Source organism: Alicyclobacillus acidocaldarius subsp. acidocaldarius DSM 446 (assembly GCF_000024285.1).
In the GTDB taxonomy this organism is placed as follows: Bacteria; Bacillota; Bacilli; order Alicyclobacillales; family Alicyclobacillaceae; genus Alicyclobacillus; species Alicyclobacillus acidocaldarius.
Genome location: NC_013205.1, coordinates 836,850 through 863,175, shown reverse-complemented (window position 1 = coordinate 863,175; position 26,326 = coordinate 836,850). Strand labels below are relative to the sequence as shown.

At 66.2% G+C, this 26,326-nt stretch carries 17 protein-coding genes; 3 read left to right on the top strand and 14 right to left on the bottom strand.

Annotated elements, in window-relative coordinates; all coding sequences use genetic code 11:
• Positions 1–42: 42 nt before the first annotated feature.
• Entirely contained in the window at positions 43–8,193 is an 8,151-nt protein-coding gene (locus AACI_RS03960; RefSeq protein WP_012810189.1) for a GH36-type glycosyl hydrolase domain-containing protein, read from the bottom strand.
• Positions 8,194–8,366: 173 nt separating this feature from the next.
• Between AACI_RS03960 and AACI_RS03955 the strand changes: the two genes are divergently transcribed.
• Both AACI_RS03955 and AACI_RS03950 read left to right on the top strand, forming a co-directional pair.
• Positions 8,367–8,825, top strand: a complete 459-nt coding sequence (locus AACI_RS03955) for a VOC family protein (protein ID WP_012810188.1) — start codon at positions 8,367–8,369, stop codon at positions 8,823–8,825.
• A gap of 22 nt (positions 8,826–8,847) precedes the next feature.
• A complete protein-coding gene (locus AACI_RS03950; RefSeq protein WP_012810187.1) occupies positions 8,848–9,810 on the top strand; it encodes a glycoside hydrolase family 113 in 963 nt (320 codons plus the stop codon).
• A gap of 66 nt (positions 9,811–9,876) precedes the next feature.
• Here the strand turns inward: AACI_RS03950 and AACI_RS03945 are convergent, their stop codons facing one another.
• From AACI_RS03945 to AACI_RS03930, 4 genes are all read right to left on the bottom strand, one after another.
• The gene (locus tag AACI_RS03945; protein ID WP_012810186.1) at positions 9,877–11,202 is read right to left on the bottom strand and encodes a sedoheptulokinase; all 1,326 of its coding nucleotides are present in this window, start codon (positions 11,200–11,202) and stop codon (positions 9,877–9,879) included.
• A complete protein-coding gene (locus AACI_RS03940; protein WP_012810185.1) occupies positions 11,199–12,323 on the bottom strand; it encodes a Gfo/Idh/MocA family protein in 1,125 nt (374 codons plus the stop codon). Before AACI_RS03940 ends, AACI_RS03945 begins: the two co-directional genes overlap by 4 nt.
• A complete protein-coding gene (locus AACI_RS03935; protein ID WP_012810184.1) occupies positions 12,320–14,524 on the bottom strand; it encodes an alpha-galactosidase in 2,205 nt (734 codons plus the stop codon). The genes AACI_RS03940 and AACI_RS03935 overlap by 4 nt, the downstream gene beginning before the upstream one ends.
• 92 nt (positions 14,525–14,616) lie before the next feature.
• Complete coding sequence (locus AACI_RS03930) at positions 14,617–15,465, bottom strand: NAD-dependent epimerase/dehydratase family protein (RefSeq protein ID WP_012810183.1); 849 nt, start codon at positions 15,463–15,465, stop codon at positions 14,617–14,619.
• Between the two features lie 122 nt (positions 15,466–15,587).
• Between AACI_RS03930 and AACI_RS03925 the strand changes: the two genes are divergently transcribed.
• Positions 15,588–16,085 carry a hypothetical protein gene (locus AACI_RS03925; RefSeq protein ID WP_012810182.1) on the top strand — a complete coding sequence of 166 codons (498 nt, stop codon included), beginning with the start codon at positions 15,588–15,590 and terminating at the stop codon, positions 16,083–16,085.
• Positions 16,086–16,106: 21 nt separating this feature from the next.
• On the opposite strand, the gene AACI_RS03920 is transcribed toward AACI_RS03925, so the two are convergent.
• The 9 genes from AACI_RS03920 to AACI_RS17095 form a co-directional block, all read right to left on the bottom strand.
• The gene (locus tag AACI_RS03920) at positions 16,107–17,321 is read right to left on the bottom strand and encodes a hypothetical protein (protein ID WP_012810181.1); all 1,215 of its coding nucleotides are present in this window, start codon (positions 17,319–17,321) and stop codon (positions 16,107–16,109) included.
• Positions 17,302–18,495 (bottom strand): glycosyltransferase family 4 protein, encoded by a 1,194-nt coding sequence (locus tag AACI_RS03915; RefSeq protein ID WP_012810180.1) that lies wholly within the window; start codon positions 18,493–18,495, stop codon positions 17,302–17,304. Before AACI_RS03915 ends, AACI_RS03920 begins: the two co-directional genes overlap by 20 nt.
• Positions 18,496–18,971: 476 nt before the next feature.
• A complete protein-coding gene (locus AACI_RS03910) occupies positions 18,972–20,654 on the bottom strand; it encodes a M14 family metallopeptidase (RefSeq protein WP_245530701.1) in 1,683 nt (560 codons plus the stop codon).
• A 5-nt stretch (positions 20,655–20,659) separates the two neighbouring features.
• Entirely contained in the window at positions 20,660–22,297 is a 1,638-nt protein-coding gene (locus AACI_RS03905; protein WP_041707320.1) for a peptide chain release factor 3, read from the bottom strand.
• A 44-nt stretch (positions 22,298–22,341) separates the two neighbouring features.
• Positions 22,342–23,322, bottom strand: coding sequence for an aldo/keto reductase (locus AACI_RS03900; RefSeq protein ID WP_012810177.1), 981 nt, complete (start codon positions 23,320–23,322; stop codon positions 22,342–22,344).
• A gap of 15 nt (positions 23,323–23,337) precedes the next feature.
• Positions 23,338–23,937, bottom strand: a complete 600-nt coding sequence (gene lepB / locus AACI_RS03895; RefSeq protein ID WP_035468762.1) for a signal peptidase I — start codon at positions 23,935–23,937, stop codon at positions 23,338–23,340.
• A 98-nt stretch (positions 23,938–24,035) separates the two neighbouring features.
• Positions 24,036–25,025: a hypothetical protein gene (locus AACI_RS03890; RefSeq protein WP_012810175.1), complete on the bottom strand. Its 990-nt coding sequence runs from the start codon at positions 25,023–25,025 to the stop codon at positions 24,036–24,038.
• Between the two features lie 18 nt (positions 25,026–25,043).
• The gene (locus AACI_RS03885) at positions 25,044–25,934 is read right to left on the bottom strand and encodes a phosphodiester glycosidase family protein (RefSeq protein ID WP_012810174.1); all 891 of its coding nucleotides are present in this window, start codon (positions 25,932–25,934) and stop codon (positions 25,044–25,046) included.
• A gap of 156 nt (positions 25,935–26,090) precedes the next feature.
• Entirely contained in the window at positions 26,091–26,216 is a 126-nt protein-coding gene (locus AACI_RS17095) for a hypothetical protein (RefSeq protein ID WP_008336890.1), read from the bottom strand.
• Positions 26,217–26,326: the final 110 nt, after the last annotated feature.

The window sequence follows — 26,326 nt, the reverse complement described above, 5'->3', positions numbered from 1 at the left end:
CCGCGGACGAAGGCGCGAGTGCTTTGTCACTCGCGCCTATCCTTACGGTTGTGGGTCGCGCTTTCGGTACGCCGCGCTCGCGGGGAACGCGCGCGCGCCGCTCGACATGCGGTACCGCCGGGCGCCCTCGCGCGGCCTAGCCGCCACCGTCTGAACATCGCTTAAGACCTCAGCCCCTTCGGCCGCGAGCCACACAACCACGTGGTGTTCCTGACCATCGTCGACGAGATCGATCTCGGCCGGAGCCACGCCTTCCACTGTGAGCGCGCTGTCGCGCGCCTCCGCGCCTTGTGGCGCTCGCTCCACGCGAATGCGGTACAGCGTTGAACCGTACCGATACGCCACCTCAAAGCCAGGCCAATGCGCGGGGACGCACGGCTCCACGAGCAACCTCGTCCCATGCCTCCGTATGCCGAGGATGGCCTCCAGTCCCGCCTGGTACATCCACGAGGCGGCGCCTGTGTACCAGGACCAGCCGCCCTGCCCCACGTTCGGTTCCGCCGTGTAGACGTCCGCCGACATCACATACGGTTCGTTCCCGTACCGCTCCACTTCGCGCGGCGTGTCGGCGTGATGAATCGGGTTCAGCATGGAGAACAGTTCATACGCCTCGTCTGCCCTCCCAAGCCGCGTCCACGCGATGACACTCCAGATGACCCCGTGTGTGTACTGCCCACCGTTCTCGCGGATTCCCGGCGGATAGCCTTGGATGTAGCCAGGACTCGGGCGCAGATCTCGAAATGCTGGCTGGAGGAGATGAGCCACACCGAGCCGCCGGTCCACGAGTTCCCGATCGAACGACTCCATGGCGCGCACGGCCCGATCCGGCGGAGCTCCTCCCGAGATGACCGCCCACGACTGCGCGATGGCGTCCACCCGGCACGCGGGCGAGGCGGCCGATCCCAGCCACAGCCCATCGTCCGTGATGGCGCGCCGGTACCACTGTCCATCCCACGCCGACTCGTTCGCCGCCGCGAGAACCCGCTCGCGCATCGCAAGCCAGCGCGCACGGTGTTGCGCGAACTCCGGATGGTCGATCTCGGCCACCCGCCGCACCACATCCGCCAAAAACCACGCCAGCCACACGCTCTCGCCCCGGCCCTTGGCGCCGACTCGGCTCAGGCCGTCGTTCCAGTCGCCGATGCCGATGAGCGGGAGGCCGTGATCGCCGAAGTGAAGCGCGCGCTCCACAGCCCGCGCGACGTGTTCCGCGAGGGTGCCTTCCTCCTGGCTCCAGACGCTGTCCTCGTATCGCTCGAGTTCGCCGTCGCCAAGCGGGGCGCTCACGAGATACGGCGCGCGTTCATCGAGGAGCGCGGCATCGCCCGTCGCCTCGAGGTAACGCGAGACCGCGTACGGAAGCCAAAGCAAATCGTCCGAAAAGCGCGTGCGGATGCCTTTGCCCAACTCCTCATGCCACCAGTGCTGCACGTCGCCCTCGACGTACTGATGGCGCGCCGCCCGCAGGATCTGATCGCGCAGGATGTCGGGTCGAGCGTGAATCAGCGCGAGGGCGTCCTGCAGCTGATCGCGAAAGCCGAACGCGCCGCCGGCCTGGTAAAAGGCCGTGCGGGCCCAGAGGCGGCAGGCGAGGGCCTGGTACACGAGCCAGCCGTTCATCAGGATGTCGAAGGCGCGATCCGGTGTGCGGATTTGGACACGCCCAAGAAGATCATCCCAGAATCTAGTGACCTCGCGAAGCGCGCGATCCGCCGCGGCCGGGTCGGCGAGCCGGGCGAGCCTCGCGGCCTCGTGTTCGTCAGGCGCCGCGCCAAGGAGGATGACCACCTCGGCCTCCTCATGCGGCCCAAGGTCGAGATCGCGCGCAAGGACGGCGCAGGGCGTCGGCGTGGGGCCGTCTCCCCCGCGCCACGCGTCCTCGAGCAGCGCGTCGGGCCGAGCATACGATCCGTCGCCGAGGAAGCGCGTCTTGTCTCCCAACCACCCCGTTGTCCGTCCGGCGCCGCCCACGGCCAGAAAGCCCAAGGCGCCGCGAAACGCCTCCTGATACCGGTTTTCCGCAGCGATGGCATCCGCTTCGCCCATCTTCCGCACCACGACGAGGGGCGTGTTCGAGAACGGATCCACGCCGAGCACCCATTCGGCATACGGGGCCACGCGGATTCTGCGCTCCTCCCCGCTTTGGTTGCGAAGCCGCACCCGCATCCACTTCGCGGGCTCGGCAGAATCGACGAACACATGAAGCGTGACGCGGACGCCCTCCACGTCGCTTTCAAACGTGGTGACGCCGGGCCGATGCGTCACGTCGTACGTCCGTTCATCGCCGGCGGGCGAAGGGGTGGCGCTCGCGATGATTCCGCGGTCGAGATCGGCGATGTACACGGCCTCGCCGGGCGGGTCGAAGGCGGCATCGTTGTGCCAGGGCGTGAGCTTGAACTCGCGGCTGTTGCGCCACCAGGTGTAGCCGGTGCCGAGCTCAGTCACGAGCGCGCCGAAGTTGGGATTGGCAAGCACGTTCGACCAGGGCCGCGGGGGCCGCTTGGCGCGCGTCACACGCATGCGGTACGCGCGACCGTCGTCGACGAACGCGCCATAGCCGTTCGCAAACTCTCCCTCCACCTGCCCCGCATCGCGCGGCGCGCGTTTCGGCTCCGGCTCCAGGCGGTCCGACGCGAGTCTCGCCGATTCCTCGCGCCGCACCCGTCCGCCCGTGAGCTGCGCGCCGACGCTCGGCCCACCGGCCCGCAACGTCGCGACAGCCACCGATTCCATGAGCGCCCGCTCGGCGCTCGAAAGCTGATCCGCCTTCACCACGGCGAGGGTCGCCGCGTCGTGCACGCCGCGGCGCGCCATCTCCGCCCGGATCCGATCCCGCATCTCGTCTCGATAGCTGGATATCGTCTCGTCGATCACGACGAGATCGCTCGCGAAGCCCATGTGCGCAAGATACTGCGTGAGCCGCGCGAGCTTCGCGACAAACGGGACCTCCGCCGCGGAGGCGAGCCGGACGGCGACGATGGGTCGATCGCCGGAAATCCCGTGCGCCCAGAGCCCGGATTGGCCAAGCTCGTTCTGCAGAATGGCCGCCCGCCGCTCGGGCGAAAACGCGTGCCGGGACAAGAACCGCGACAGAAGTTCCATGGCGTCCTCGACATCGTCCGGCGAAAGGTGCAGCTGGCGGAGATCGATCTGCGCGCGCATCCACGCGAGCTGCGCCGCGCGCGATCGGGCCGAAGGCTGGCGCATTTCAAACGCCGTCTCCACGACCTCGTCCCGCGCCTCGCCGAGCGCGGTGATGACATAGAGCGCGCGCTTTTCCCCGGGTGCGAGGGTCACGGCCGTGCGGAGAATCGCGGCCGGATCGGCCACCCCTTCGCCACGCAGACGGCGCCAGAGCCCCCGCGGCGCCGCGAGGCTGCCGCCGCGGCCGACGAACCGCGCCCGATGGGAGTCCCACTCCACCGGCGCTGGCGCTTCCTCGTCTGCGACGAGGTGAAACGCCGCGTACACGTCTGGCTGATCGTCCGACTCGGGCCTGCGCTGGGCCCACAGCACCTGGCGCGCATCGTCCCATCCCGTCTCGACGAACAGGCGCTGAAACGACGGATGCGCGATGTCCGCAGCCGGCTTCGCAAGCGCGAGTTCGGCGAAATAGGTCACCTCGAGCCGGCGAACGTCCTCCCCGAGGTTCTGAAGGACCAACGTCCGAATCTCCACGTCTCGATCCGGGGCCACGAGGACCGACCACTCGCTCTCGATCCCGTCCACCACGCGCTTCCAACTCGACTTGTCCGGGCGAAACTCCGCCTCTACGTGTCCGCCGCCACCGTGCAGGGTGGTGCGAAAGACGCCGCCGCGATCGACATCTCGCACGTACATGACCGGTCCGCGATAGGGCAGGTGCCGATCCGGCCGGTAGCGCGTCACCGCGATGCCGCGCCAGGCGATCCCGCCCTCGCCGCGCGCGTCAGCGAAACTCGTCAGGCTGCCGTTGGAGACCGCGTTCCAGGCCACATCGTCTCCACTTCGCCGGCGCGCGTAGACCGGGCGATCGAAGTTGGGCGCGTGCGCGGCGTGAACCGGCTTGAGGAGCAGCGCGGGCCGCTTCGGCATACGCTCGTACAGCATGTACTCGGCCGCGCGCACCAGCGGCAGGCGATGGAACCGCTCCACCCAAAGGTTGCGATTCAGGTAGTTGGCGATGGCGATGAACGCCATGCCCTGGTGGTGCGCCATGAAGCTCTGCACCACCTTGTACCGGTCTCCCGGCGGAAGCCGGCTCGCCGTGAAGTCGACGGCCTCGTAATAGCCGTACGGTCCCAGCGCTCCAAGTTCCCGCAATTGCCGGAGCGCCTCGGCCACCTGTTCAGGGGCGAAGGGAAGCGCCAGCATGGTCGCATACGGCGCCACCACGAGGTGTTGCTCCAGGCCGCGGTCCAGCCCGAGCCCCGGCACGCCAAACGCCCGGTATTGGTAGTTGAGGTCGCGATCGAACGCGTAGAAGCCGCTCTCCGAGATGCCGAACGGGACGCCGCGCTCTCGCGCGTAGGCGATCTGTCTCCACACGACACCACGGTAGGTCTCCTCCCACAGCGTGTGAGGGAGATGGCGCATCAGGAGCGCGGGCATGAGATATTCGAACATCGTCCCGGACCAGGACAAAAGCGGCTGGTACCGGCCCGCGCGCGTCATGGTGCGGGACAGCGCGAACCAGTGCGACGCGGGCACCTGGCCGCTCGCAATGGCGATGAAGCTTGCCTGGCGCGCCTCGGAGGCGAGGAGATCGTAGACGATGTTCTCGAGCTCGTTTCGATCCGCGTGAAAGCCCAACGAAAAAAGCCTGAGATCCGGGCGATACAAAGGACGAAAATCGATCTCCCGCGCGAAGCCCTCCATCGCGTCCGCAAGGCGGCGCGCGCGAGGGGCGATGTCCGCGTCGGATGCCGCCCATTCGCGCAGGGCCTGCCCCAAGGCGAGCATCGCGCAGACCAGATTGCCAGAGTCCACGGTCGAGACGTACCTCGGCGCGAGGGGCCTGAGCGTGCGCGTGTCGTACCAGTTGAACAGGTGCCCATGCCATCGATCCAGGGACGTGAGCGTCGCCAGGGTTCGCTCGAGGCGGGCGATGGCGCCTTCCTTCGGGATGATCTCGAGATCCGCCGCCGCGGCGACGCACAAGAGATAGAGCCCGATGTTGGTCGGCGACGTGCGGTGCGCGATCCGCTCCACGGGCTCAAACTGCACGTTGTCCGGCGGCAGGTGATGATCTTCTTCGCCGACGTACCGCTCGTAAAACCGCCACATCGCCGTGGCCACCTCGCGCAGGTGCGCGGAGAGTGCAGGATCGGGCGCCGCGACGCGCGCTTCTCCCGCGGGCTTCGCCAGAAAGCGTGCCACGGCGTGCGCCGGCAGCCACACCGCGAGCGCGAGGGTGCTCGAGAGCGCCTGTTCCCACGTGCCGAAGAGCCCAGGCACCGAACACGCCAGCGCGACCGCGTAACCCGCCGGCTCGTAGAGAAGAGGCGCGGGCGATCCGTCCGACCGGTCCGCGTGAGAGGAGGGGATCCACTCGAGCAGCCGCCGTCGGCTGACGAGCATCCGATACAGAGCGCGCAGGCTGGCGTCCGCCTCGACCACCGCCATGAACGGCAGCGTCACGAGCATGACCAGGCTCTGGCCAAGCGCCGTCGCGGCGCTCCTCCAGTCCCATTCGCCGGGCCGGATGGACTCAAGCTGGCGCAAAAAGGGCAAAAACACGGTGATAAGGAGCACGGCGCCGTATGCGTACGCTGGGCCGGGCAAAAGCCCTGACATGCCGGAGCCCATGAGCAGGACGAGCGCGGGGTTGACCAGGCTGTGCCGGACGTGATCGACGATGTTCCAGCGCGTGAAGCCGCACAAATCCACAGGCTGCGTCTCCCCGCGCCGATCGCGACACACCCGGCGCAACCAATACGTCAGCTGCCAGTCTCCACGCACCCACCGATGGGCGCGGCGCATGTAGGCGCGCAGCGTCGCCGGCTGGCTCTCGACCACCTCCACGTCCGCCACGAGGCCGGCGCGCAAAAACCCGCCTTCGAGGATGTCGTGGCTTAAGACCCGGTTGTCCGGGATGCGATCGCACAGCACGGTGTGAAACGCGTCGACGTGGATAAGCCCCTTGCCGACGAACAGGCCGCGCCCGAACCAATCCTGATAAGGGTTGGAGATGGCGAACGCGTACGGATCCACGCCCGTCTCGCCCGACCAGAGGCGCGCGAATCGGGAGGCCTGGGTCGAGCGCGGGCTGACGGCGACGGCCGGCTGGAGCACGCCGTAGCCCTGGTCCACCCGCGTGCCACGGGCGTTGAGCCGCGGCCGGTTGTATGGCAGGTGCATGGTGCCGACAAGGCGCTGCACGGTGCCAATGGGCAGTTCGGTGTCGAGATCCGCGGTGAACACGTAGCGAATCGTCGGCAGCACGGCGAGATCGCCGTCTTTCACGCGGAAGGTCGTGTCGCGCTTGCCGCGAAGCAGCTCGACAAACTCCACCAGCTTGCCTCGCTTTCGCTCCCAGCCCATGTAGACGCCGTCCGCGCGGTTGAGGACGCGATCGCGGTGGAACCAAAAGAAGCGAGCGGCTCCGTACTTGTGCCGCAGCGCCTCCAGGCGCGCGCGCGCCCGGGCGAGCAAAGGCTCGTCCTCCGGCAGGTGCGGCGCGTCGGCGTCCCGGAGGTCCGAGAGCACCGCGAAGTAGAGATGGGCCCCGCGGTTCGTCAGGTGGTGAAGCTCGATCTTGTCAAACGCCTCGTCGACGTCGGCCTCGCTCGCCCAAATGACGGGGAGCACGATCAGGGTGCGCGCGTCCTCCGGAATCCCCTCGCTGAAGTCGAGGCGCAGGAGAGGCACAGGCCGAACGGCGCGGCGTATCCCCTCGTGCACGAGCGAAATGACCCATTCGCTGACGGGAAGCGCGAGCAGGACGGCAAGCGCCAGCGTCGCCCCAAGGGGCGCGCGAAATCCGCCCGTGAACCCCCCGAGCACCGCCCACAGGATGGCCGCGAACAGAAACGCCACACCAAGGAGGTACGAACGAAGGGGACGGCGGCGAAGTGCAATCTGCGGAACTGATCTCGGCTTCGCGCGCTCCTTGAGCGATCGGTGAAGCGCGTGCATCCCGTCGGGATCGCACAGATAGTACGCGACAAACGCCTCCCGCGGCAGGTCGCTCGAGGCGGTGGGCGATCCGGCCTTCTCCCAGGCCTCTCGCGCCAACGAGACGGCGGTCTCGGCGATCATCGCCTCGGGCAGGCGGAAGGCCTCGCTGAGCCAGCTGACCTGCTGCGTGAGCACGTTCTGGCTCGTCGGATCGAGCCGCAGGTAGTCGCCCGTCGGTTCTTGCCGCAGGCAGGACTCCACCCGGGAGATGCGCGAGGCGATGGGCTGCCAGGACATGCGCTCCAGCGCGTGCAGGCTCTGCACCAGATTGCCGATGAGCACCTGGATTTCGGCGTGCCACTCGGCCTCGTACGTCGTCAGCCGCTCGATGCTCTCGGAAGAGTTGGCGACGTGCGCCGCCAGCCACTCGCGCAGCTCCTGGCTGTCCGGCTCCCACTCGGACAGGTGATGCACGAGATGCACCACCTCCACGGCGCCAAGCCCACGTCCCTTAGAAAAGCGGTCGATGGCGCGGCGCACGGCCACTGGCCCGTCTCCCCGCTCGATCTCGTCGAGCAAGCGGCCGACCGCGCGACACGTCTCGTACCGATGCTGTATCTCATCGCTCGCTTCGGCGAGCCGCGTGAGGATCGCGACGCGCAGGCCGTTGGCCAGCTGGTGACACTCGTGCGTCGTCAGAACCTGGACGTCCTGGTACGCCTCGACAAACCGGATGAGCGTCTCGGCTTCGACGTGTCCGCGCGTCGCATCGAGGTAGGCCGCGGCGAGGGTCACCACGCGGGGCTCCCCGGTCTCGGCCATCCTCGGCAGTTTCCGCACCACGGCGTTCGGCCACAGGCGCTCCGCCAACATCGCCTGGAGTTCGAGATAGGCGGCGTGATCGATCAGCCACTCGTGCGCGGGCTCAGAACACGCCGCAGGCTCTCGCTCGAGCCTGGTGGCGAGATTCCGCACCCGGGCCGCCTTTCGGCGCAAGATGGGCCACAGGTCGGATCCCCCGCCGCGCGTCGAACTGATGTCTTGCGTCAGCGCCAATGCATGCGCGCGCCTCTCGAGCTCTGTGTCGAACGCCATAGGTCCTCCTCGTGCCGCTGTGAGTCTCGGATCGCCCGTCCGAACGCGAACAGATAAAACGGCAGCATATGTAAACATTCCCGTTTGAAGTCTGGATTATAAATCGGTTCGCGGTGACACGAGCGCCAGCCGACGTGGTAAGATGGTGTCAAAACGTTTTGGGAGGAAGGCGTATGGAAGCGTATCCATTGGGGACGCGGCGCGTCGCGCAAATTGGCATTGTGGTGCGGGACATCGAAGCGGCGAGCGCCGCCTGGGCGAAACTCCTCGGCTGTGACGTGCCGAAGTGGCATTGGACCGAGGCGTACGAGGAGGCGCGGACGGAATACCAGGGACGCCCGACAAAAGCGCGCGCCAAACTCGCGTTTTTCCGCCTCGAAAACCTGGACATCGAGCTCATCGAACCCGACGAACATCCGAGCACCTGGCGCGCCTGGCTCGATGAACACGGCGAGGGCGTGCATCACGTGGCGTTTGAGGTCGAGGGCATGGCCGCGCACGCCGAGGCGCTGACCCAGGCGGGGCTTGAGCTCGTCCAGCGAGGCGAATACACGGGCGGGCGATACGCGTATTTCGACGGCGCGTCGTCCGCGCGAGCCGTGATTGAACTGCTGGAAAACGACCGCCGTTGAGGCGCCTTGGAGGTGAGCGGCGATGGGACGTTTCGAAAGCGCATTCGATCTCGGCTTCATCCGAGGCATGACGTTTGGCTTCGTCGGCCAGCACGGGACGTGGGCCACCGACGAGGCGCGTGCGTCGATGCGGGCGCTCGCCGAACAGCCGTTCAACTGGGTGACGCTCGCCTTCGCGGGCCTGATGGAGCACCCGGGCGATCCCGCCATCGCGTACGGGCCGCCAGTCACCGTGAGCGACGACGAGATCGCGTCGATGGTGGATCTCGCCCACGACCTCGGTCTCAAAGTGTGCCTGAAGCCGACCGTCAATTGTCGAGACGGGACGTGGAGAGGCGAGATCCGCTTCGAGAAGGAAGACGGCCCGGACCTCGAGTCCTGGGCGACGTGGTTCCGGTCCTACACCGACATGATGGCCCACTACGCGCGCCTGGCGAAGCGCACGGGTTGCGAGATGTTCTGCGTCGGCTGCGAGATGACGACCGCCGAGCCGCACGAGGGCATGTGGCGCGAGGCCATCGCGCGCGTGCGCAGCGAGTATGACGGCCTCGTGACGTACAACTGCAACCACGGGCGCGAGGAGCACGTGCGGTTTTGGGACGCGGTCGACCTCATCTCGTCGAGCGCCTACTACCCCATCGACCGGTGGCGAAATCGCGTGCCGGTGCTCCGCGAGGTCGCAGAGGCGCAGGGGAAGCCGCTTTTCTTCATGGAGGTGGGGTGTCCGAGCCGCTCCGGTTCCGGCGCCTGCCCGTGGGACTATCGGCACCCGGGCGCCATCGATCTCGACGAGCAGGCGCGGTTTTACGAAGCCATGTTCGCCGCCATGCCCGACGAGCCGTGGTTCAAGGGCTATATGTTGTGGGAATGGCCTTGGAAGCTGTATCCGCGCGAAGCGGCGTCCGAGGACGGAAGCTACTGCATCTATGGCAAGCCGGCAGCGGCGGTCGTGGCGCGGGTGTTCTCGGCGTTCGCGGATGCGTAATGGGCGCCTCAACGGATGGAGAACTGGCGCGTCCGTCGTCGCCCATCCGGGCGAGGGAACGAGGCGTCACGCCGTCACGGCCATGGCCGCCCAGCGCGCGGCGCCCTGCGCCGCCTCTTCCGGATCAGGCGCGAGCTGCACAGGCCGCCCGAAGACCGCTTCCACCGCGTCTCGCAGGTGTCGGTTGACGCGCAGCGCGTTGCCCGCGCCTGCGAGGGCGCGGGGGCCGTCCGGCCCGCACGGCGGAAGGCGGCAAAAGCCCTCGTGCAGCTCTTCCGCCACGCCTGACAGCACGCCCCAGGCGAAGGCCTCCGGCGCCATGCCTGCCGCGGTCCATCGTTCGACCCGCGCGCCGTCCTCATCGCTCGATCGCGACCCAAAGAAGGTCGGGCGCACCCGCGGGAACGGCCCGCCGCCCGATTGGCGCCAGGCCGCGATGGCCTCGTCGAGAACGTCGTAGGTGGAACGAGTCGGCTCGAGCCCGTGCATGCGGACGACGCGATCGAAAAACGCGGCCACGAGGGCGTACGCCGCTCCGCCCGCGAGCGTCGCGGCGACCGCGAGGCGCAGGTCCCCCACAAACGGCCGCAATTCCGCGCCAGGCGACAGCTCGGGCCTTCCCCGCACGCAGACCGACACCTGGGCGCCCGTGCCGATGTTCACCAGCACGCCGCCCTCTTCCACGCCCACCGCGCCGAGGAAACTCGCCTGGTGATCCCCGAGCGCCACTGCGACGGGAATGCCGCGGTGTTCGCCCAGGATGTGAAGATCCGGCACCACCTCGGGCAGGCACGAGAGGTCGATCCCGGCCTCCGGCAGACCTCCGGCCACAAATGCGCCTTGATCCAGATCAAACCCGCCCATGCTGTGCGCGAGCGACGCGTGTGCGCGCGGCCGCGACAGTCCGACGAGGCGGGCCGCAAACGCGTCCGGCAGCGTGGCGAGCCACGACGCGCCTTCGGGCACGAGGCCGTGATGCGCGAGATAGGCGTGCGTCGCAAGCCCATAGCCGATGTGCACCCGGCATCCCGTGAGTCGAGACAGCCGTTCGGCGAACGTCTCGCCCGGCGCCGCCTCTTGACCCCCGCGCCGGTCCTGCCACGTGAAGAGCGGGCTCACCGGGGAGAGATGAGCGTCCAGATACACCACGCCGTGCATCTGACCGGTGACCCCGATGGCCGCCACGTCGGCATGCTCCGATAACCCCATCTCCACCATGCGCTCGGCGAGGGCCAGCATGCGCTCGGCGTCCTGCAGCGACGCGAGCGGATCGTCCGTCCGAAGCTCGGCGCCGTGCGGCCGGGACTGGCACCACGCCACTCGACTCGCCGCGGTGTCGTACACGACCGCGGCGATGGAAGTCGTGCCGAGATCGACGCCGAGCGCCTTCATGACGGATCCCGCTGCCTCTCGCCCTGCAGGTCGAGCGCGAGAGCGGTCTCGTCGTAGCCGATGGGCCAGGGCTCGGGCCTTGCGGGGCGCGAGACAATTTCGACGTGCCGCGCCTCGCGCGCCGAGATGTGGATGGCCTCCATGACCTCGACGACGTGCATGGCGAGATCGCCCGACGCGCGGTGCGGGCGGCCGTCGCGGATGGCGAGCGCCATGTCGGCCACCGCGAGGCCGCGGCGGTTCTCCGAAAAGCCGAAGAGCGCGGGCGCGGGCGACCACGCGTCTGCGCCGCGGCGGCGCACCCGCACCGTGCCGCCAAAATTGTTGGGATCCGGTACAGCGAGCGTCCCCTCGGTGCCGTAGATCTCGATGCGCGGCAATTCGGAGTGCCACACGTCGAACGTGGTGACGAGCACGCCCGTCGCCCCGCGCTCGAACTCGAGCAGGGCCTGCACGTGCGTCGGGATCTCCACGGGGATGCGCTCACCGAATCGATTTGGTGATTCGACCACGCGCGTCGAAAAGGTGGTCTGCGCCGTGCCCGCGACGCGGCGCACAGGGCCCATCAGGTGGACGAGCGCCGTGAGATAGTAGGGGCCCATGTCGAACATCGGGCCGCCCCCGGCCTGGTAGAAGAAGTCCGGATTCGGATGCCAGCGCTCCGGCCCATGGCTCATCATGAACGCTGTCGCGCCAATGGGCTCGCCAATCCAGCCGTCGTCCAAGAGCTTCCGCGCGGTCTGGAGGTGACTGCCGAGGAAGGTGTCTGGCGCGGCCCCGATGCGAAGCCCGCGAGAGCGGGCGAGATGGACGAGCGCTTTTGCATCGTCCGCTTGAAGCGCGAGCGGTTTCTCGGTGTGCACGTGTTTGCCTCGCGCCAGCGCCTGACGCGCAATGTCGGCGTGCGCCTTCGGGACCGTGAGATTCAGGACGAGATCGACGTCGGGATGCGCGAGGAGTTCGTCGGGCGTGAGCGCCGGAACCTGAAACTGCTCGGCGCGCGCCGCGGCCCGCTCCGCGTCGAGGTCCGCCACCGCGGCCACGGGAATGCCGAATGACCGAAGGTTCTTCAGGTACACCTCGCTGATCACACCACAGCCCATCACACCGACTCGAATCACGGGCGATCACCTTCCCCGATTTGCTTGAGATGAATGAGCACGGCCTGCCCGTCGCCCACCTGGCGCGGAATGACGAGGCCGTGGCGCATCAGTGCGTCGCCGCGGAAGCTCTCGCCGAGCGCCTCACACCTATAGCGCGCCTCGGGCCGCAGGCCGCGCAGGACCACGCGCGCCGGCGGATCCAAGGGATCCGGATACGTGCAGAAATAGGCGACGAGCGCCTCGCTGCCATCCTCGACAGCGAACATCCAGGCCGCCTCGGGCCCGTCAAACGGGGACAGCAGCCGGTAGAAGTCGCCGAACTGCACGAGGTGTCGAAGCGCTTTGTACCGCTCCACCGCCTGACGCGCCTCGCGCCGCTCCGCGTCCGAAAGGCGCCGCGGATCGAGCTCGAAGCCGAAGTTGCCGCACATGGCGACGCCGGCGCGGAGGGCGAACGGCGTGACGCGCCCCATCTGGTGGTTTGGAACGGCCGACACGTGCGCGCCCATCGCGACTGGCGGATAGACGAGGCTCGTGCCGTGCTGGATCTTCAGCCGGGAGACGGCGTCCGTGTTGTCGCTCGTCCACGTCTGCGGCATGTAGTGGAGCATGCCGAGTTCGAACCTGCCCCCGCCCGAGGCGCAGTTTTCAAATAGCACGTTCGGGAATCGGCTCGTGAGCGTCTCCAGGATCTCGTACAGCCCGAGCACGTAGCGGTGCGCGACCTCGCGCTGGCGCTCAGGCGGAAGCGCGGCCGATCCGACCTCGGTCATCGGCCGATTCATGTCCCACTTGATGTAATCGACGGCCCCTTCTTCGATCACGCGCGACACCGCGTTCACCACGAAGGCGCGCACATCCTCGCGCGTGAGGTCGAGCATCAGCTGATGCCTTCGCTCCGATCTCGGCCGATCCGCCACGTGCAGGCACCAATCCGGATGCTCACGATACAGCTCGCTCTTCGGCGACACCATCTCCGGCTCCATCCAGATGCCGAAGCGAAGCCCGAGCGCGTGGATGCGATCGGCGAGATGGCGCAGCCCGTTCGGCAGTTTGCGCGGGTGCGGCCACCAGTCGCCGAGCGACGTGTGATCGTCGTCGCGCTGGCCGAACCAGCCGTCGTCGAGGACGAACATCTCCGCGCCGAGATCGCGGGCTTGCTCTGCGATCTCGACGAGATCTTCCTCGTCGAAATGGAAGTACGTCGCTTCCCAATTGTTGATGAGCACGGGGCGGACGCGATCGCGATAGGTCCCTCGGCACAGCCTCTTTCGAATGGCGCGGTGGAACGTGCGCGACATACCGCCCCATCCCTCGTCCGAGTAGACGAGCGCCGCCTCGGGCGTGACAAACCGCTCGCCGGGTTCGAGGCGCCAGGAGAAATCGGAAGGGTGGATGCCGATCTGCGCGCGCACGTTTTGCCGCATGGGCTCCATCTCGCAGGCGCCGAGAAAATTGCCGCTGTACACGAGAGCGAACGCGCGCACCTCGCCGCCTTCCTCCGTCGTATGCGGCGCCGCGAGGGCGAAGAACGGGTTGTGCTTGTGACCGCTCGCGCCGGAGCGGCTCATGATCTCATGCCGCCCAGGCGAAAGCGGCGTCCGTTGGATGAACCGCTCGCGGATCCAGGCGCCGGAGAGTTGGACGAAGTCCGCCTCCCGCAGGTCGAGATCGACAGATGCGGAGAGCGCCCGGCGCAGGACGAGCGGTTCGGTACCCGCATTCTCCAAGCGCGCGTGGCGGCAGACGAGATCGAAGTCGCGGTAGGCGGTGTAGGAGAGGATCACGCGCAGCGAGATGGCCGGATCGACCAGCGAAATCTCGAGCGTGTCCGCTTCGAAATCGGATTCGACGTAAAACGCAGGCAGGCCCGGAAGCGGCGGCTTGCCAGGTCGGATCTGGTGGGATTCGTACACGAGCTGGGACGCGTGGCTGCCCGAAGGCTGCAAGACCTCGTAGGCAGGATCGCGGTGGTCGCCCGTCCCGAATGAGGGGTACTCGAGGCGAAGCGAGCCGATGTCGATGGCGCGCATGTGCTCCGGCCGCGCATCGAGCCGCTGGCAAGCGCGCGCCAGGCGGACCAGGTCCGACGCGTCTTCCAACCTGGCGCCCCAGTAGACGTGTTCCAATAAGCCGTCATGGCCGACGCGAAACACGTAGCTCGATCTCGGCGTCATCAGGTGAAACAGGCGCTCATCCGAGTGAAAGATGATGGGCATCGAAGGTCGTCCTTTCCCAATCGCCACAGGCTCGCCCCTGTTGGCGCGCTGCTTGGCCTTTGCCCCCCGGCGGGCGCGAAGGCCGCAGGTTCTCAGAGCTTCGCGACTTCGTCTCGCCAGTGGTACATCGGCTGCCAGCCGAGCATCTCCTTTGCCTTCCGGTTGGCGAGCAGCGTCTCGTAGCCGTTCGGATCGACGCGGATGTCGGTGACCTCGGGATAGCACGCCGCGAGAAGTTCGCCGTTCGTCAGATCCATGCTGGTCCAATCCGCGGCGATGTTGAGTTTGGCACACCCCAGGCCGTCCTTCTCCACGGCCAGCCTGTACGCCACCGCGGCGTCTCGCGCGTCGATGTACGACCAGAGGATGTTCTTGCGCACCTCCGGCTTTTTGATGAAGTCAGGAAAGTTTCTGTACATGTGAGGCGCAATCACGTTCCCGAGCCGGAACGACACAATCTGCATGCCGTAGTGCCGGTAGAGCGTCTCCGCCGTCAGCTCGTTGACCACCTTCGACAGGCCGTAGGCGTCCTGGGGGAGCTGCGGATGGTCCTCGTCGACAGGCACATATTTCGGCGCAAACGGATGTTTGGCGAACACGAGTCCATACGAAGATTCGCTCGACGTGATGACGGCCTTGCGGACGCCGAGCGATCCCGCCGCCTCGAGCACGTTGTACGTGGAGACAGTGTTGAGCGCGAAGGTGGCCGCATCCGTGCGGATGCCGACGCGCGGCAGTGCGGCGAGATGGACCAAGGCGTCGGCGCCCTGAAGCACCTGATAACAGTCTCCGAGGTCCGTGAGGTCCGCGAGGATGGTGGGACACAGTTCCTCAGCGGGCGGGCGCGTATCGACGTTCAACACGTCGTAGCCTGCGCTCAAAAACTCGCGAATGACCCATGGGCCCAACAGGCCGCTTCCTCCGGTGATGACCACGCGCATGGCGACATACCTCCCATCATGGATGATGTGCAACCCTTTGGGCAAAGCGCATGACAACGCCTTCATTGTACACCAATTGCGGACGCGCGGAAGCGCATGAAACGCCGAAGGTGGGAGACGATGTGTTCAAGAGCGTGCGGAAGGGATGCGATGGGATGGACGCGTTTCACCATGAGATGACGCGCATCCGCGAGCGCGGGGACGAGATGAACGTCAAGACGCACGTCGTCATGAGCGACACGGAGTGTAAAGAAGAGGCCGTTCGACTGTTCAACGAGATCGCCAAGTCCATTCATGAAGGCGATTCCGCCTTGGAGGCGAAGGTTGTGACCACCGAGTCCGTCGAGCTCGTGGTGGCCTTTCTCAACTCGCACTTCTACAGCCCGCGCTTCAAAGTGGTGGCGAAGTACAAGAACGGGGTGTTCGACGTTCGGGCGAAGGACGATTTCTGGACACAGGCCCCGGACGAAAACGGCCTATGGGCCGACTGGCGAGACGAGGAAACGCTCTATCAAGGAGAATTCTCCGAGCCGAAGATGCGAGGAGCGATCGAGAACGCCTTTCTCGGCTGGTACCGACGAATGAAGGAAAACGGAAACGCCGGCCTCGCCCCCTTGTGAGGCTGGCCGGCGCGTGTGAGGTCACCGGTGAAAGCCGCCGAGCGCCCGTCTCGACCGTGCGGACACGAGGGTCTGGCGCGGAACGCCCACCCACGCGCCGAACGCCCGCGCGGCGTCCAGATCATCGGCAAATGCCCGCTCGACGTGGATCTCGGTGATGAGGTACGACCACGTCGACTCTGCACCGCGGTTCAGGTTGGGACCCTGCGGCGTCAGGCCGTCGCAGCAACTGCCGTCGGCCGGATCGGCCATCGGCACCCCTTTGTCGTTTTCACCGTAGAACCAGCGCTGGCACTCGGCCGTAAGCCGCCGATAGGCCGTGTCACCCGTCGCGCGCCAGGCCGATTCGCACGCAATGGCGAGCTGGGCGATTTCCAGCGGCTGCTGGTCCCAAATGGCGGTGAAGCCAGGCGCCGCGAAGCCGCGGTTGCCAATGGGCCGAAGCCATCCCTCGGGCGCACGCATGCGGGCGAGAAGCCCGTCGAGCGAGGCTTCCGCGACTTCTCTCCATCGGGCCTCGCCGGTGAGCGCATAGGCTTCGAAGAGCGCCCAGGGCATGACCGCGTTGTCGTACGTCATGCGGTCCTCGAACCAAGGCCAGTCGCCGCGTGCGTGCGCCTCGAACCGCGACACGAGATCGCGAGCGCCGCGCTCCACGACGCCCGGCAGGCGCTGACGGACAAAGGCCCAGAACTCGGGCGCCGCGTCTTCGGGAAGCTCGACCCCCTCTGCGTGGCGCAAAAGCCTTGCGGCGGCCGCTACGACATGGGCGACGCCGCGTGCGTGCGTGAGCCTAAGGGCTGCCTCAAGGCCCCGGCGAAGCACTTGCGCGTAGGCCGTCAGGCGGGCCGGATCGCGCTCCTCGCACATGCCCACCGCCAGCGCGTACACGGACCTCCCTTGGCAGTCGTCCGACGGAACCTCCAGCTCAAAGCGGCGATCGTACGACACGTTGTTGTGGAACCAGCCGTCGGGCTTCTGGACCCAGGCCAAAAACGCGAAGTAGATGTCGATGAGCCGCGCGAGATCGGCCGCCTCCGCCTCCAGGCCCCGCTCGCGGGCGTAGTGGAGCCACTCGTACGCGAGCCAGAGCGCCCGCGCGTTGTCGTCGGTGGAATACCCTTCCTGACGGCGAGGAATGCGGCCAATCGCGTGTTCAATGAGCCCTGTGTCGTCTGTCATCCGGCGCAGGTGATCCAGCGAAACCGGCAGCCCATCAGTGTGCGATGACCGCAAATCCCTTCACCCCCGATGCGCGATGGCGAGCCCGCAGGGCGACGTCCTGGAACAACTGCCAATGGCGCTCGCCCACGCGCGGCCACGTCATGTCTGCCCCAATCGCCGAAATCCGCTCCGCGTACTTCGCGCGCACATCGCGGTTCGTCAGGATTTCCACAGCCCGATCCGCCCACGCGCGCGTGTCCCCGTAGGGCACGAGCAGTTCCGGCACGTCCTTCAGAAGGTCGCGCGCGTACGCGTACGGCGTCGTCAGCACGACCTGCCCCATGCCGACCGCGTAGGCCAGCGTCCCGCTCGTAATCTGCTCCATGTTCGGATAAGGCGTGACGTAGAGATCCGCCGCCGTGATAAGATCCACGATGTCGGACTCGGACATGTACTGGTTCAGCATCACGACGTGATCGTCCAAGTGGAGCTCATGGATTCGCCGCATGAGCGACTCGCGGTACGCCTCGCCCTCGCGCTTGACAATTTCCGGGTGCGTCTGTCCGGCGATCACGTACAGCGCGTTCGGAACCTCGCGCACGATGTCCGGCATCGCATCCAACATGAACTCAATGCCCTTGCTCGGACCGAGCAGCCCAAAGGTGACGATCACGGCCCGGTCTTGCCAACCGAACTGCTTCCGCAACTCGGCCCGCGGCGTCACAGATCGCACCGGCGTGCCGTGCGGGAGATAGTGGATCTTCGACGGCGAGATGCCGAATGCGTCGACGAGATAATCGATGGCCTGTCGATTCATCACGACGATGCGGTCGCTTCTCTCGGCGATCTCCTTCTGCACTTCGCGATAAGGCGACATGGGCTTTTGAAAGACGGTGTGAAACGTCGTCACGAGCGGTTTGTCCAGCGCGTCAATGAAGTCGAGGATGTACGACCCTGCTTCGCCGCCAAAGATGCCGAATTCGTGCTGCAGGGAGACCACGCCAATTCGGCTGTCGTTCACCCGCCGTGCAATGCGCGCGTAATCCCTGCGCTCATCCCGGCGAAGGAACCAGTACGAGCGGTTGTAGTTCTTCACGTCCTCATCCGGGGCCAACATGGCGATGACCTGGTCGGCCGCGGACGGTCCCGCCGCCCGGCGAACGCTCTGGCGCAAATGGTGTGTATATGTGGCAAGTCCGCATTTCCGGGGGACATAAGTGCTGACATATCCGATTTCCAACGTCATGCACGCACCACCTCCTGTGTGCTGTCTGGCTCTGTTTCGCGACTCACTCCGACCATGTCACTGTGCGCGAGTACCTGCGGCTAATATGCGTTGAGGAAGCGCAGGGAGAGCAGATGACGGACACACCGCGGTGGAACGTCATGGTGTGCGAGAGGGCAACACCCTGTTAGCACTCGTTGAAGTCGGCTGCTAATATTGTAATCCCGTTGACGAATTCTCGCAACGCCGCTCCCACCTCCCGACATTTGCATCTCTTACCCAGCCATGGCGCGCGGCTGACACGGCCGCGCTTCCCGCAATGCCCACTCCACTCTGTCGGTAGGGCCCAACCGCGCACCGGTTCTCTCCCTACCTCTTCCTCCATCTTATCAGAATCCATAGGAAATATCCACTAGAAAAGCGAAGCGGAGCGGCATGCCGTCGCAAACCACTCCGCTTCATCCCATGTTGAAGGATAGATTCTAGGCAAAACGCCCTCACGGGAGCGCGACGCTCGCCGTCGCCCGCCCCGCGCGCGGCGTGGAAAAACGGACTTCGATGAAAGCCCCCGGCGCGCCGCGCACCACCCATTCCACATGCGCCCGCTGATGCGCCGGGAGGCGCCAGTTGCCGTGAAACCCGTACCCATCGAGGTGATCCAACTCGCACGGCGACGCACCTGCGAGGATCTCCGATGCCCCGCGCAGTTCGGCGCGGATGCCCTCCAGCGCGAGATCGCGCCCCTTTTTCGTGCTCGCCGTCGGCAAAAAGCCCGCGTTCGCCACCTCCGCGACCACGCGGTACACGCCTTCCGCGACCGGCTCCACGGAGATGCCACTCACCACGAGCCGCGCCGTCGACAGACCAAGCCGCGTGAGGAACCGCCCGACGCGATCGCACTCCTCCTCGAGCAGAGCGGGCGGCGGATTCTGAATCACGAATTTTGGGTCCAACCCGCCGATCTCCACGCGCCCGAAGTCGGGGTGATCAAACAGCGTCCAAGGCGTATAGGCATCGGGAAACTCGCGAGCCACGTAGTCGACGACCTTGCGCTCGTCCTCGAGCCGCTCCTCCACCGTCAGCGCCATCATCTTGCGCATGCCGATCTCGCCGTATCCTCGCGCCCCGGCGCGCCGGCGCAGGTCCCAGAGTTCCACCGTGAAACTGAGCACGCCTAGATGATCGTACATCCAGTCGTCCGCCGCGCCGGGCATGAGGACGGCCTCATGGCCCGTCGCGAATTTCTCGTAGTTGGAGCCCGAGAAGTACCCCGTCTCCCGCTCTCCCATCCGGGCGACCTCCGTGAAAAGCGCGCGATCGAGCGGAGACAACACGGTATCGTCGCCGGTCGACGGCTGACGCAGGATGACGCCGCCCGAGGTGTGCAGGGCAGCATACGCGGCGATGTTGGGGTGAGCCTGGATGAAGTCGACGAGCGCCCGCAACTCGGGCTCCGACAGCGGAAACGGCCCCGCCCCCGACTGGCCGCTCTCCCCGGCCCAGCGGATGGGAAAGTTCCGGTTGAAGTCCATGCCGTGGAGGCGCACGTCCCGCGCGGACGATGCAGCCGGCCGCGCCCCGCCTTGCGATGTCCGCATGACGCGGCCCTCGGGGAAGACGTGGTAATACACGCCCCCGATCTCGCCCGGCTGCCGCGGGCGCATCACGCGCGGATCGATCTCGTCGATGGCGTAGGCCCCGTCCTCTGCCGGCACGCGCATCCACAGAATCCGCCCGTCGCCATTGACGTCGTCCTCGACAAAGCCGTCCGGTGGCGACGTGTGCGGGTACAGGTGCGGGCTCGAGCGAAGCCTGGCCGGCGTGGTGAGATACACCTCCGCGCCGTCGACCGCGATGCGCGGGATGGCGTACACCGTGCGCGTCCGAAGCAACTCGCGCACGACCGGATCGCGGTCCCGCTCTTCCACCAGGCGCTCGATCCAATGCACGACGGCGCTCGACGCGCACACCTCGCCCGCGTGAATGTTGCCGTCGACCAAGACGCCCGGCTTGTCGAGGGGCGATCCCGTCGCCGCATCCGTCAGCGTGACGGCAAACAGGTCTCTCCCGAGCCGGCTCTTCCCGATGACCTCAAGCCGAACGAGATCCGGCGCCAGGTCGGCGAGTCGGCGCAGGCGATCGACGAGTTGTGGGTAGGTCATGTAGGTTGCCGTCGGCACGCGCCTCACTCCCCCGAGCGCTCCTGGGCCGCGTCCAGTTCGAACGACGTCTTGTGCAGGCGCACATTCGGATTTTTGTCCAATAGCCACTGCATGGCGAACTCGGTCTGGAACAAGAGCACCGTGCGCCCGTCGCGATCGCGCACCACGAGTGTCGCGTATCGGTCGAACTGGAGGTGTTCGACGGGCTCGTCGGACGCCAGCCACCGCGCGAACTGGTACGGCAAGCGGATCATCTCCACGTCGACGCCGTACTCGTGCTTCATGCGGTAGACGAACACGTCGAACTGAAGCTGGCCAACGGCGCCGAGGATCAGATCCTCCGTGCGGTTGGCCTGGCGAAACACCTGCACGGCGCCCTCTTCGGACAACTCGGCAATTCCCTTGTGGAACTGCTTGTACTTCATCGCGTTCGGCACGGACACCCGCGCAAAGTGTTCCGGCGAAAACGAGGGCAGCGGCGGAAATTCCAAGGTGCCTCGCTCGGCGAGCGTGTCGCCGATGCGGAACAGCCCGGGATCGTGAATGCCGATGATGTCGCCGGCGTAGGCCTCGTCGACGGTCTCGCGCTCCTGGCCGAAGAACTGCTGCGGCTGCGTGAGCGCAAGGCGCTTGCCCGTGCGCACGTGCGTCACCGTCATGCCGCGCGCAAACTTGCCCGAGCAGATCCGGACAAACGCGACGCGATCCCGGTGCGCGGGATTCATGTTCGCCTGAATTTTGAAGACGAACCCGGTGAAGACGGGATCGTCCGGGCGCACCACGCCTGCGTTGGTCTCGCGCGGGCCGGGCGCGGGCGCGAGCTGAATGAACGATTCGAGAAACGACGCGACGCCGAAGTTGGCAATCGCACTGCCGAAGTACATCGGCGTCAGCTTGCCCTGGCGAACGAGATCCGCATCAAACGGGTCGCCCGCGACATCGAGCAGTTCGATGTCGTCTTTGAGTTTTTGCCAGAGCGCTTCGCCGAGCACCTCAGCGAGGGCCGGATCGTTCAAGTCCGGCACCTGCACGGACGTCATCTCCTCCGTCCGGCTCGTAAAGCGCTCAAACCGCCCTTCCATTCGGTGATAGATCCCCTGGAAATCGGGTCCCATGCCAATGGGCCAGGTCACCGGACAGGAGCGGATGCCGAGCACGCGCTCGATCTCTTCCATCAACTCGAACGGATCCTTGCCGTGGCGGTCGAGCTTGTTGATGAACGTGAAAATGGGGATGCCGCGCATCCGGCAGACCTCGAACAGCTTGATGGTCTGCGGCTCCACGCCCTTCGCCGCGTCGATCAACATCACCGCGCTGTCGGCCGCCGCGAGCGTCCGGTACGTGTCCTCGCTGAAGTCTTCGTGCCCCGGCGTGTCGAGCAGGTTCAGGCGACACCCCATGTAATCGAACTGCAGCACGGTCGACGTGACCGAGATGCCGCGCTGCTTCTCAATCTCCATCCAGTCGCTCGTCGCGTGCCTCCGCGCCTTCCGCCCCTTCACCGCGCCCGCCTCGCGGATGGCGCCGCCGAACAAAAGCAGCTTTTCGGTCATCGTCGTCTTCCCCGCGTCCGGGTGCGAGATGATGGCGAACGTTCGACGGTTCGCATAGCGCGAGCCCTCGTCGAGGAGCGCCTGCTTGGGTTCTAACTCCACGGACATCCTTCACCGCGCCCCTTTCATCCGACATGATGAACCGATACGTATCACTGGTGGCCCAGGACCGGATGCGGCACGTAGTTCTCTTCGAGCTCGGCGATCTCGTCCTGCGTCAGCTGAAGCTCGAGCGCCGCCACGGCGTCCTCCAGGTGATGGAGCTTCGTCGCGCCGATGATGGGCGCCGTCACGAACGGCTTCGACAACACCCACGCCAGCGCCACCTGCGCCATCGGCACGCCGCGCCGTTCCGCCACGCCCTTGACCCGTTCGACAATACGTCGATCGCTCTCCTCCGTCAGCGCGTACAGCTTTCGCCCAAATTCATCCGTCTCCGATCTCGCCGTGCGCGTGTCCCAGTCCCGCGTCAGCCGGCCGCGCGCGAGCGGACTCCACGGAATGACGCCGATACCGTCTGCCTGGCAGAGCGGCATCATCTCCCGCTCCTCCTCGCGATACAGGAGATTGTAGTAGTTCTGCATCGACACGAACTTCGTCCACCCGTGCAATTCGGCCGCGTGCTGAAGCTTCAAGAACTGCCACGCGTACATGGAGGACGCACCGATGTACCGCGCCTTGCCCGCCTTCACGACGTCGTGCAAGGCCTCCATCGTCTCCTCGACCGGCGTGTTCGGGTCAAACCGATGGATCTGATACAGATCCACGTAATCCGTGCCCAAGCGTCGCAGGCTGTTGTCGATCTCCTCGAGGATATGTTTGCGCGAAAGCCCGCCGCCGTTCGGCCCCGGCCGCATGCGCCCGTGCACCTTGGTGGCGATCACGACCTCGTCACGCCTGACGAAGTCGCGCAGCGCGCGGCCTAGGATCTCCTCGCTGGCGCCGAGCGAGTACACGTTTGCCGTATCGAAGAAGTTGATGCCGAGATCGAGCGCCTTCCGGATGAACGGGCGCGCCTCCTCCTCCCGCAGCACCCACGAGTGCGTGCCGCGCTCCGGATCCCCATAGCTCATGCATCCGAGGCAAATGCGAGAAACCTCGAGCCCCGTCTTGCCGAGGCGCACATACTGCATCTGCGCTCACTCCTCTCACACGTGTTGGGAGATGACGCTCATTTTGTTGAACGGATAGACCACAAATTCCGCCTCACCCACAATCATGGAGCGCGGCACGAACTTGTGCACCCAGAGCCTACTGTCGTCGGAGATGGGCCGGTTGTCCCCCAGCATGAAGTAGCACCCGGGTGGTACCTTCCACGTCCCGACGACCGTGCCGTTGTACTTCGAAATATCCGGATTGTTCTCGACCAACTTCTTGCCGTTGATGTACACGGCATTGGACGTCACCGTCACCGTGTCCCCAGGCAAGCCGATCACGCGCTTCACGAAGAGCTCGCTCGGATCGTCCGGCCAGTGAAACACGACGACCTCCCCGCGGTGAATGGGCCAAAGCTCCGTCGCCAGCTTGTTGACGATCACGTACGCGAAATTCCGGGAGCTCGTCGCAGGGATGGTGGGGTACATTGAAGCGGACGGCACCCGAGCGGGGCTCACCACCCACAACCGAAGCGCCATGGCAATGGCCACGCCAATCAGGATGGGCAAAAACAGGCCGGAAAACCAGTTGCGCTTCGGCCTCTCTTCCATCGGTTGTCGCTGTTCCACGTTGCCACTTCCCTGCTCTGTCATGTCCGAAGCTACGCGGAAGGCTGCCTCGGCAGTCGCCCAACATTATACGACATCCACATCGGCTTCACATTGAGAACTTCGCTCGACAGATGCGACCCTCAATCCATCACGACCCCGTACGCGCTTCCTCGGACGGCCACTACCGCGTCCGCGCTCTGCGAAGCGAAGAAAAACGCCCCCTGGGGCGCCCGCGCCACGCGGCCCGAGGCGTCCTCAATGAATTGCCGGCTCACGATGTACGTGTGACCGGCGTGATCGATCACCAAGCACGAGGCGGGCACAGGTGAGGGCAACCGGCACAGGGTCGTCCACGCGCGGCCGTCAAACGCACGGACGGCGACGGCCTCTCCCCGGGCGTTGAGCTCCGCGCAATAGATGGTATTTCCAGCGCCGCGGATCAGCGCCACCTGAGAGGCCACGGGGCGCAGAAGCCCCGCGCGGTCGACCCAGAGGCGATGATGAGCGTCGACGACGTACAAGGTGAGATCCGTGGAACCGTCGTAGGCTTGGCGGATGGAGAGGTCGCCGAGCGATTCCGCGTACATGTGTTCATTGGTGTCAAAGTAGTAGACCTCATTTCCCCACACGCTGGAGAAGATGACGTACAGATCGTTCGTGTAGCCGCTCCAGGCCACGGCGCGGTAGACCATGCCCGCGGGCGGATGAAGCGAAGCGATAGACCTCAGCACGTGGTTCCAAACGTCGTACGTCTCGAGCAATCCGCCGCCCGTGAGGATGAGCATGAGCCTGTCGCTCACCCACTCCGCGCTTGCCACGCCAGACGAGACGTGAAGGCGCGCCAATGCGTTCCCCGTACGAAGGTCGAACACAAGCAACTGACCTCCGGGCTCTACGGCGAACGCCGCGAGGCGGGAAGGGCTCGGATCCCAAGCCAGCGCGCGCTCGAAATCGGCGCCTCGCGCGCGCAGGGGAGTCTGGAGAATGGGTTCCGGGGGCGGCTCGCGGACCACCACCCTGTGCCAACGGATGGGCGCGGGGTGAGAACGGGCAACTTCCTGCGCTCCCCACAGCACGGCTGCGGTCCCCGCCAGAATCGTTAGGTACATGCCAAGCCGCTTCAGCTTCACACGCCTACCTCTTTCGCGCTATTTGACGATCACGGCCGTGCCGATGTATCGCTCGCCCAGGATGTCCGTGGGCTGGTTGATCAAGCAGCCATCGTAGACGAGCGTCGCGGACGAGCCGCCGTCCAGATTGGCCGCCGTGACGGCGCCGAGCGAGATCATGAGGCGCGCGATGTCGCCGAGGCTCGCGCCAATGTCCGCGGGCCCATGGAGCTCGCGGCCGTCGGTCACCATCAGAATCACCGTCCCGTCCGCCGTCTGCCCTATCGCCGTCCGCGGCGCATAGCCCCAGTCGCCCGCGCCCTGGATTTGGTCCACGCCGCGATCGACGAGCGTAGGCCCAAACATGAGCGCCTGCGTGACGCCCATCGCCTGCAATTCGGCGAGCGTGTAGGTGCCTGAGATGAGGCGGCCGTCCGCCGTGAAGCCGACAATGCTTTCGGGACCGCTCGCGCGCTTCAGAATCCGCCCGTTGCTGATGACGATGCCCTGCACGAGCCCTCCCGTCCCCTGCCAGTTGGTGTCCGTGAACGATCCGCCGTTGACGCCCGCGACCGCGTGCCAGTCGTTCACGAATTGTTCGACCGTTTCGCCCACGTCGCCCGCATATCGCGTCTCCACGATTTCGACGCGCCGCGGATCCCGCACCCAAAGCACGTACGCCGTGAAGTTCGGCTCGTGGATCACGGACAGGCGCATGCCCGATGGCGGTTTGGGCGGTCTGTACAGCGGAGCGCCGAAGACCGGCGCGTCAAGCCGCGGCAACGGGCGCGCCGGACTCGCCACGCGGACCACGCGGTCCCGCTCGACCGGCTTGGGCACATTCCACCGGTACACAAACGAAGCTACACAAGCGACAAGCGCCAAATACATGACCGCGGCCAGGGCCGCCGCACGCTTCCTTGCGATCACGCCCGCTCACCTTCGCAACGCCCACGGCTTCCTGGGCGCGATTGCACCATGCATCATTTCGCCAGGATGGCGGTCAATCCCTGCCCGCAGGCGGCGCCGCGGCCTCCCCCACATGACGAGGCGCGTGGAGGAATCGCCGCCCCCACGCGCCCGCGCTCACTTCTTCTTGCCGAGTTTCACCCGAAGCTTCTCGCCCGGGATGCGCTCTTCCCGCTCTTCCGTCGGCAGCGTCTTGTTGGCGTCGTTGTGCAGCGGTTTGGACTCGTGTCGACTGTTGGACACCTTCATCCCCCCTTCGGCGTTAGTATGCCGCGCGCTCCAAAATGGCCGCAGGTGAATTCGGCTCAGGTGTCAAAGAGATGTATGAGCACCTGGGCACATGCCAAAGCATT

Bases quoted from the DNA above. Each gene is read 5' to 3' on its own strand.
- AACI_RS03960 (WP_012810189.1), bottom strand. From the start codon at position 8,193: ATGGCGTTCGACACAGAGCTCGAGAGGCGCGCGCATGCATTGGCGCTG.
- AACI_RS03955 (WP_012810188.1), top strand. From the start codon at position 8,367: ATGGAAGCGTATCCATTGGGGACGCGGCGCGTCGCGCAAATTGGCATT.
- AACI_RS03950 (WP_012810187.1), top strand. From the start codon at position 8,848: ATGGGACGTTTCGAAAGCGCATTCGATCTCGGCTTCATCCGAGGCATG.
- AACI_RS03945 (WP_012810186.1), bottom strand. From the start codon at position 11,202: ATGAAGGCGCTCGGCGTCGATCTCGGCACGACTTCCATCGCCGCGGTC.
- AACI_RS03935 (WP_012810184.1), bottom strand. From the start codon at position 14,524: ATGCCCATCATCTTTCACTCGGATGAGCGCCTGTTTCACCTGATGACG.
- AACI_RS03930 (WP_012810183.1), bottom strand. From the start codon at position 15,465: ATGCGCGTGGTCATCACCGGAGGAAGCGGCCTGTTGGGCCCATGGGTC.
- AACI_RS03915 (WP_012810180.1), bottom strand. From the start codon at position 18,495: ATGACGTTGGAAATCGGATATGTCAGCACTTATGTCCCCCGGAAATGC.
- AACI_RS03905 (WP_041707320.1), bottom strand. From the start codon at position 22,297: ATGTCCGTGGAGTTAGAACCCAAGCAGGCGCTCCTCGACGAGGGCTCG.
- AACI_RS03900 (WP_012810177.1), bottom strand. From the start codon at position 23,322: ATGCAGTATGTGCGCCTCGGCAAGACGGGGCTCGAGGTTTCTCGCATT.
- lepB (WP_035468762.1), bottom strand. From the start codon at position 23,937: ATGACAGAGCAGGGAAGTGGCAACGTGGAACAGCGACAACCGATGGAA.